The 1,398-nt window shown below is 58.9% G+C and carries 1 protein-coding gene and 2 rRNA genes; 1 reads left to right on the top strand and 2 read right to left on the bottom strand.

The genetic code is table 11. From position 1 onward, the window contains the following. On the top strand, positions 1–261 hold a 261-nt coding region (locus BLR68_RS17990; RefSeq protein ID WP_176770685.1), incomplete at its 5' end, for a hypothetical protein. 174 nt (positions 262–435) lie between these two features. Here the strand turns inward: BLR68_RS17990 and rrf are convergent. Together rrf and BLR68_RS18135 are read right to left on the bottom strand one after the other, a co-directional pair. Further along, a 5S ribosomal RNA gene (gene rrf / locus BLR68_RS10820) occupies positions 436–552 on the bottom strand. 98 nt (positions 553–650) lie between these two features. Further along, positions 651–1,398, bottom strand: a 23S ribosomal RNA gene (locus BLR68_RS18135); the annotation flags it as partial.

The following is a 1,398-nucleotide window of genomic DNA, read 5'->3' as shown; positions in this document are numbered from 1 at the left end:
ACGGTCGCCGTCACGACGCGGGTACGAGGGACGGTCACCGTCGCGCTTCTCGTACGGACGACGCTCGCCGTCACGCTTCGGGTAGGAGGGGCGATCACCATCACGCTTCTCGTACGGACGACGCTCGCCATCGCGCTTCGGGTAAGCCGGGCGGTCGCCGTCACGCTTCGGATACGACGGGCGGTCACCCTCGCGGCGTGGCGCGGAGCCTCGCCCGCTGCCGCGACGTTCGGAAGGACGGCGGTCCTGATCGCCTTCTGAAGGGCGTCCGCGGTCCCGCGAACGCTCACCGCGCGAGCTCGAGGAAGCAGGGGTGAACTTCCGTTTGCCGCCCGACTTGTCTGGGCGCTGCTCGTCCGTCATCTTCTCTGTCCTCTCACGTACGCGTTAACGAGAAATGGCCACCCAACTCTGGGTGGCCATTTCACGAAAGAAGTCCGGCGGTGTCCTACTCTCCCACAGGGTCCCCCCTGCAGTACCATCGGCGCTGTGAGGCTTAGCTTCCGGGTTCGGAATGTAACCGGGCGTTTCCCTCACGCTATGGCCGCCGAAACACTATTGATGTTTCAGTCTGCACAACGAATATTCGTTATGCGGTTCTCGACCGTACATCGAGAACCACTCAGTGGACGCAAGCACCTAAACGGTGTGTTATCAAGTCATCGGCTTATTAGTACCGGTCAGCTTCACGTGTTACCACGCTTCCACATCCGGCCTATCAACCCAGTAGTCTGGCTGGGAGCCTCTCACCCGAAGGTATGGAAATCTCATCTTGAGGCCGGCTTCCCGCTTAGATGCTTTCAGCGGTTATCCATCCCGAACGTAGCTAACCAGCGGTGCTCTTGGCAGAACAACTGGCACACCAGAGGTTCGTCCAACCCGGTCCTCTCGTACTAGGGTCAGATCCTCTCAAATTTCCTACGCGCGCAGCGGATAGGGACCGAACTGTCTCACGACGTTCTAAACCCAGCTCGCGTACCGCTTTAATGGGCGAACAGCCCAACCCTTGGGACCTACTCCAGCCCCAGGATGCGACGAGCCGACATCGAGGTGCCAAACCATGCCGTCGATATGGACTCTTGGGCAAGATCAGCCTGTTATCCCCGAGGTACCTTTTATCCGTTGAGCGACAGCGCTTCCACAAGCCACTGCCGGATCACTAGTCCCGACTTTCGTCCCTGCTCGACCTGTCAGTCTCACAGTCAAGCTCCCTTGTGCACTTACACTCGCCACCTGATTGCCAACCAGGTTGAGGGAACCTTTGGGCGCCTCCGTTACTTTTTGGGAGGCAACCGCCCCAGTTAAACTACCCACCAGGCACTGTCCCTGAACCGGATTACGGTTCGAAGTTAGATATCCAGAGTGACCAGAGTGGTATTTCAACAATGACTCCACGGT

Source organism: Microbacterium sp. 77mftsu3.1 (assembly GCF_900100525.1).
GTDB classification, from domain to species: domain Bacteria; phylum Actinomycetota; class Actinomycetes; order Actinomycetales; family Microbacteriaceae; genus Microbacterium; species Microbacterium aquilitoris.
This window is presented reverse-complemented; position numbering and strand designations above follow the sequence as displayed.